3 protein-coding genes and 1 pseudogene are annotated in these 6,194 nt (G+C 71.5%); 3 read left to right on the forward strand and 1 reads right to left on the reverse strand.

The window, feature by feature from the left end; translation table 11 throughout:
• Both GKQ77_RS25400 and GKQ77_RS25405 read left to right on the forward strand, forming a co-directional pair.
• A pseudogene (locus GKQ77_RS25400) lies at window positions 1-1,041 on the forward strand (transcriptional regulator); the annotation flags it as partial.
• 136 nt (window positions 1,042-1,177) lie between these two features.
• On the forward strand, window positions 1,178-2,386 hold the full coding sequence (locus GKQ77_RS25405) for an aminotransferase-like domain-containing protein (RefSeq protein ID WP_219691263.1): 1,209 nt from the start codon (window positions 1,178-1,180) through the stop codon (window positions 2,384-2,386).
• Window positions 2,387-2,517: 131 nt separating this feature from the next.
• Here GKQ77_RS25405 and argS read toward each other — a convergent pair whose 3' ends face one another.
• Window positions 2,518-4,281, reverse strand: coding sequence for an arginine--tRNA ligase (argS, locus tag GKQ77_RS25410; RefSeq protein ID WP_219691264.1), 1,764 nt, complete (start codon window positions 4,279-4,281; stop codon window positions 2,518-2,520).
• A 146-nt stretch (window positions 4,282-4,427) separates the two neighbouring features.
• Here argS and lysS point away from each other — a divergent pair.
• Window positions 4,428-6,194: lysine--tRNA ligase (gene lysS / locus GKQ77_RS25415; RefSeq protein WP_219691265.1), on the forward strand; the 1,767-nt coding region annotated here is incomplete at its 3' end.

Genomic DNA, 6,194 nt, shown 5'->3' on the forward strand with positions numbered 1-6,194 from the left:
GTGCCGGGTCCCACGCCTTCGTCCGGTGGCCCGGCGCCGGGCGCTGTGCCCGCCCGTCCCGCCGTGCGGGAGGCCCGCCCGCAGCGGGAGCCGGGGCCCGCCAAGAGGCGTCGGGTCATCGCTCTCGCCGCCGCTGGTGCCGCCGCCGTGGTCGGCATAGGATCCGCCGCCCTCGCGCTGAACGGCGGTGACGACGACGGACGTCGGCGGAACGAAACCGGCGCTTCGGCGCAGGCAAGCCCGGAAGCGTCCGCGGGCGCCAGCTCGGGCGCGGACGGTCACAAGGACCCCGCCGACGAACCCGAGGCGAAGCAGGGCAAGGGCAAGCCCTCCTCGTCGCCCTCGCGGAAGGCGAGCCCCCGGCCCGGCGACGCCTCCTCGGGCGAGCGCGGCGGCAAGGGCCCCGCCTCCCTGGGGCAGGCGCCCGGCGACGATCTCGGGGCGCCGATCGCCGTCCGTACCAGGCCCTACGTCTACGAAAGCCCGTGCAGCCAGCGCTTCCTGGTCAACCGCAAGCCCCATCAGGTGCCCCAGCCGCCGGCCGTCGAGCAGGACGCGCCGGGCTGGGCCGCCGACCTCGGCGCGGTCTCGGCCGGTGAGCAGCTGATCGAGGTCACCGTGCAGGGGCTGAGCAAGGACACCGTCGTCCTGCAAGGGATGAACGTCCGCGTGCAGAGCACCAGTTCGCCGCTGGCCTGGAACGACTTCCAGATGGGCGTCGGCTGCGGCGGCCGGGTCTCCACCAAGTCCTTCGCCGTCGACCTCGACGACGGGGCGCCGCGCCTCACGCCCAAGGCCGGTCAGCGCGACTTCCCGTACAAGGTGAGCGAGGACGACCCCGAGGTCTTCTACGTCAAGGCCGATGTCGAGGCCCACGACGTCCGCTGGTATCTGGAGCTTGAGTGGTCGAGCGGCAAACGGCACAACGTGCTCCGCATCGATGACCAGGGCAAGCCGTTCCGCACCAGCGGCAACGAGGGGCGGCCCACGTTCGGCTGGCCGCTCGGCGGCTCCAAGTGGGAGGCCCCGCTCGGCAGTTGAGGCCCCGGGCGGGCAAGGCTCGTCCGCATCCCGGAATGGCGCGTGTAGAGGGCACGGGCGTGCCTAGGGTGCGGGCAGAGCCGTCCGAGCCGCCCTGGGTGCGGCCGGCGCCGTCCGAGCCGAAGGAGTCACCGCCGTGACCGTCACCGAGCCAGCCCCCGCCGTCGCCCCCATGCCGCCGCTCGCCGCGCGCGCCGCCTCGGTCGGTGGCTCGCCGGTACGGGACATCCTCGCGGTCACCGCGCGCCCCGAGGTCATCAACTTCGCGGGCGGCCTGCCCGCACCCGGCCTCTTCGACGCCGAGGGCATCGCGGCCGCCTTCCGCGCGGTCCTCGCCGAGACGCCCGAGCGGGCGCTCCAGTACTCCACGACGGAGGGCGAGCCCGTCCTGCGTACCGCCATCGCGGCGCGGACCTCCGCGCGCGGGCTCGCCACCGGACCCGACGACGTGCTGATCACCACGGGCTCGCAGCAGGCCCTCTCGCTCCTCGCGACCGCGCTGGTCGAGCCCGGGGACACCGTCCTCGTCGAGAACCCCTGCTATCTCGCGGCGCTCCAGGCCTTCGCCTTCGCGGGCGCGCGGATCGTGCCCGTGCCGGGTGACGAGCAGGGCATGGACCCGGCCGCCCTGGACGAGCTGGTCGCCCTGCACCGGCCGAAGCTGCTCTACACCGTGCCCACCTTCCAGAACCCGACGGGCCGAACCCTGCCCGGGGCCCGGCGCGCCGCGATAGCCGGGGTCGCCGAGCGGCGCGGGGTGTGGATCGTGGAGGACGACCCGTACGGGGAGCTGCGGTTCGAGGGGGAGCGGGTGTCGTGGATCGCCACGTATCCGGGGGCCGAGGAGCGGACCGTGCTGCTCGGCAGCTTCTCCAAGGTCATGGCGCCGGGGCTGCGGCTCGGCTGGCTGCGGGGGCCCGGCGCGCTGCTGCGGGCCTGCGCGGTGGCCAAGCAGGCGGCGGACCTGCATACGCCGACCGTCAACCAGCTTGCCGCGGCGCGGTACCTCGCGGAGCGCGATCTCGATGGGCATGTCGCCCGGGTGGCGGGGGTCTATCGCGAGCGGCGGGACGCGATGCTGTCGGGCCTCGGGGACGCGCTGCCGGAAGGGGCCGGCTGGGTTCGGCCGGAGGGTGGGATGTTCGTGTGGGTGAAGTTGCCTGAGGGGTACGACACGGGGGCGTTGCTGGGGGGTGTCGTTGCGCATGACGTGGCGTACGTTCCGGGGGCGCCCTTTTTTGCGGGGGCGCCGGATGTTTCTACGTTGCGGCTTTGTTTTGTAACGCAGGCCCCCGACGAGATCGTCGAGGGCCTGCGGCGGCTGCGGGCCGCGTTCGTGGGGTGAGATCTGCGGGCCGTATGTGGCTGGGCGCGCCCACGCGGCGGAGCCGCATATGTCACAGCCCCGCGCCCCTTACGGGGCCTCACCTGCGCCCCTTACGGAGCGCCCCTAACGGGGCGCCCCGCTCGGCGCCTTCAGAGGCGTTCGGGGGTCCTGATGCCCAGGAGGGTCATGCCCTGGTGCAGGGTGCGGGCCGTGATGTCGCAGAGGAACAGGCGGTTCTCGATCTGCGCCGGGGTGTCCGCCTTGAGGACCGGGCACTTGTCGTAGAACGAGGTGTACAGCGACGCCAGCTGGTAGAGGTACGCGGCCAGCTTGTGCGGGGCGTACTCCGCGGCGGCCTCCGCGAGCGTGTCGCCGAACGCGTCCACGTGGAGGCCGAGCGCCCGCTCCGCCGGGGCCAGTTCCAGCTCGGGGTGGGCCACCGGGCCGCCCGTCTCCGCGCCCGCCTTGCGCAGGATCGACTGGATCCTGGCGTACGCGTACTGGAGGTAGACGGACGTGTCGCCGTGCAGGGACACCATCTGGTCGAGGTCGAACTTGTAGTCGCGGTTCGCCGACGTCGACAGGTCCGCGTACTTCACCGCGCCGATGCCGACCTGGAACGCCCGCTCCTGGATCTCCTCCTCGGTGAGGTCGCGCGCCTTCTCGCGTACGACCTCCGCCGCGCGCTGCACCGCCTCGTCGAGCAGGTCCTCCAGGCGTACGGTCTCGCCCTCACGCGTCTTGAAGGGCTTGCCGTCCGCGCCGAGCACCGTGCCGTAGCCCATGTTGTGGGCCGTGACCTCGTCGTTCAGCCAGCCCATCCGGCGGGCCGCCTCGAAGACCATCTTGAAGTGCAGCGACTGCCGCACGTCCACCACGTACAGCAAGGTGGTGGCGTGCAGGTCGACGACCCTGTCGCGGATCGCCGAGAGGTCGGAGGCCGCGTACCCGAAGCCGCCGTCCGCCTTCTGCACGATCAGCGGGACCGGCTTGTCGTCCTTGCCCTTGATGTCGTCGAAGAACACGACGAGCGCGCCCTCGGAGCGGACCGCGACGCCCGACTCCTCGAGGAGCCGCGCCGTCTCGGCCATCATGTCGTTGTACGCGGACTCGCCGACGATCTCCTCGTCGCGGACCTCCATGTCCAGCTTCTCGAAGACCGAGTAGAAGTAGACCTTCGACTCGTCCACGAACCGCTGCCACATCTCCAGCGTCTCCTTGTCGCCGGACTGGAGGGCGACGACCCGCTTGCGGGCCCGGCCCTTGAACTCCTCGTCCGCGTCGAAGACGGCGCGCGAGGCCTTGTAGACACGGTTGAGGTTGCTGATCGCCTGCTCGCCGTCGACGTCGGCGGCCGGGGCCAGCTGGTCGGGGTTCTCGACCAGGTACTGGATGAGCATGCCGAACTGGGTGCCCCAGTCGCCGATGTGGTGGCGGCCGATCGTCTTCTCGCCGGTGAAGTCGAGCATCTGGCGCAGGGCGTCGCCGATGACGGCGGAGCGCAGATGGCCGACGTGCATCTCCTTGGCCACGTTCGGCTGGGCGTAGTCGATCACCGTCGTGCCCGCGTCCGGGTTCAGCGGGACGCCGAGCCGGTCGCCGTCGGCCGCACGCGCCGCGAGGTTCTCGGTGATCGCCCCGTCCGCGACCGTGATGTTCAGGAAGCCGGGGCCCGACACCTCGATGTCCTTGATCAGGTCCGGGGCGGTGATCCCGGACACGACCTGCGCGGCGAGCTCGCGCGGGTTGCCCTTGAGCTTCTTGGCGAGCGCCAGGATGCCGTTGGCCTGGAAGTCGGCCCGGTCGCTACGTCGCAGCAGCGGGTCCGCGGCACCGGCCTCCGGCAGGGCAGCCGAGAGGGCGTCCGCGAGGCGCTGGTGGACGGAGGCGGTGAGGGACGTGACCGAGGCCATGAATGGGTGCCGTTCTGCTCGGGTGCCTGGGTGTGCTGAAGCTACGAAAACCGAGTATCCCACGCGGTGAAAAGCGGTTTTCGCGGTTACGGGGCCACCTGGGAGAATGGCTCCGTCAAGCGGTACTCACATAGAAGAGGAAAGGCGTGCCGATCGTGGCTCAGAGCACCGATACCACCGACTGGGTCTCCCGCTACGCGGACGAGGTCATCGCCGAGTCGGAGCGTCGTGCCCCGGGCGCGAAACAAGCCGGTGCCGAGGCTCCGGTGGTGGTCGTCGCCTCCGGTCTCTCCCCCTCCGGCCCGATCCACCTCGGCAACCTCCGCGAGGTCATGACCCCGCACCTGGTCGCCGACGAGATCCGCCGGCGCGGGTACGAGGTCCGTCACCTGATCTCCTGGGACGACTACGACCGCTACCGCAAGGTGCCGGCCGGTGTCCCCGGCGTCGACGAGAGCTGGGCCGAGCACATCGGCAAGCCGCTCACCTCGGTGCCCGCCCCCGCCGGGTCCGCGTACCCGAACTGGGCCGAGCACTTCAAGGCCGCCATGGCCGAGGCGCTCACCGAGCTGGGTGTGGAGTACGACGGGATCAGCCAGACCGAGCAGTACACCTCGGGCGCCTACCGCGAGCAGATCCTGCACGCGATGCGGCACCGCGGTGACATCGACGCGATCCTCGACCAGTACCGCACCAAGAAGGACCCGGCGAAGGCCGGCAAGGGCAAGCAGGCGCAGAAGCCCGTCGACGAGGCCGAGCTGGAGGCCGCCGAGGGGTCCGGCGCCGCGAGCGAGGACGACGGCAGCGGCGGCGCCAGCGGGTACTACCCGTACAAGCCCTACTGCGGGAAGTGCGAGAAGGACCTGACGACGGTCGTCTCGTACGACGACGAGTCCACCGAGCTGGTCTACACCTGCACGGCGTGCGGCTTCGGCGAGACCGTGAAGCTCAGCGAGTTCAACCGCGGCAAGCTGGTCTGGAAGGTCGACTGGCCGATGCGCTGGGCGTACGAGGGTGTGATCTTCGAGCCGAGCGGGGTGGACCACTCCTCGCCGGGGTCGTCGTTCGTCGTCGGCGGGCAGATCGTGCGGCAGATCTTCGACGGCGTGCAGCCGATCGGCCCCATGTACGCCTTCGTGGGCATCAGCGGCATGGCGAAGATGTCGTCCTCCAAGGGCGGGGTGCCGACCCCGGCCGACGCCCTGAAGATCATGGAGGCACCGCTCCTTCGCTGGCTGTACGCGCGGCGCAGGCCCAACCAGTCCTTCAAGATCGCCTTCGACCAGGAGATCCAGCGGCTCTACGACGAGTGGGACAAGCTGGAGGCCAAGGTCGCCGACGGTTCCGCGCTGCCGGCCGACGCCTCCGCGCACTCCCGCGCGGTGCGCACCGCCGCGGGTGAGCTGCCGCGTACGCCTCGGCCGCTGCCGTACCGGACGCTGGCGTCCGTCGCGGACATCACCGCGGGGGCGGAGGACCAGACGCTGCGGATCCTGAGCGACCTGGACCCCTCGGCGCCGCTGGCCTCGCTCGACGAGGTCCGGCCGCGGCTCGACCGCGCCGAGAACTGGATCACCACGCAGGTGCCGGCCGAGGCCCGCACCGTCGTGCGGTCCGAGCCGGACACCGAGCTGCTTTCGTCCCTGGACGACGAGGCGCGCGAGTCGCTGCGGCTGCTCCTGGAGGGCCTGGACTCGCACTGGTCCCTGGACGGGCTCACCCACCTCGTGTACGGCGTGCCGAAGGTGCGGGCCGGGTTCTCCGCGGACGCGACGGCGAAGGAGCTGCCGCCGGAGATCAAGGTCGCGCAGCGGACGTTCTTCGCGCTGCTGTACCGGCTGCTTGTGACCCGGGAGACGGGGCCGCGGCTTCCCACGCTCTTGCTCGCCGTGGGCGCGGGGCGGGTTCGGAAG

It is taken from the genome of Streptomyces anatolicus (genome assembly GCF_019400875.1).
Classification (GTDB): Bacteria; Actinomycetota; Actinomycetes; order Streptomycetales; family Streptomycetaceae; genus Streptomyces; species Streptomyces anatolicus.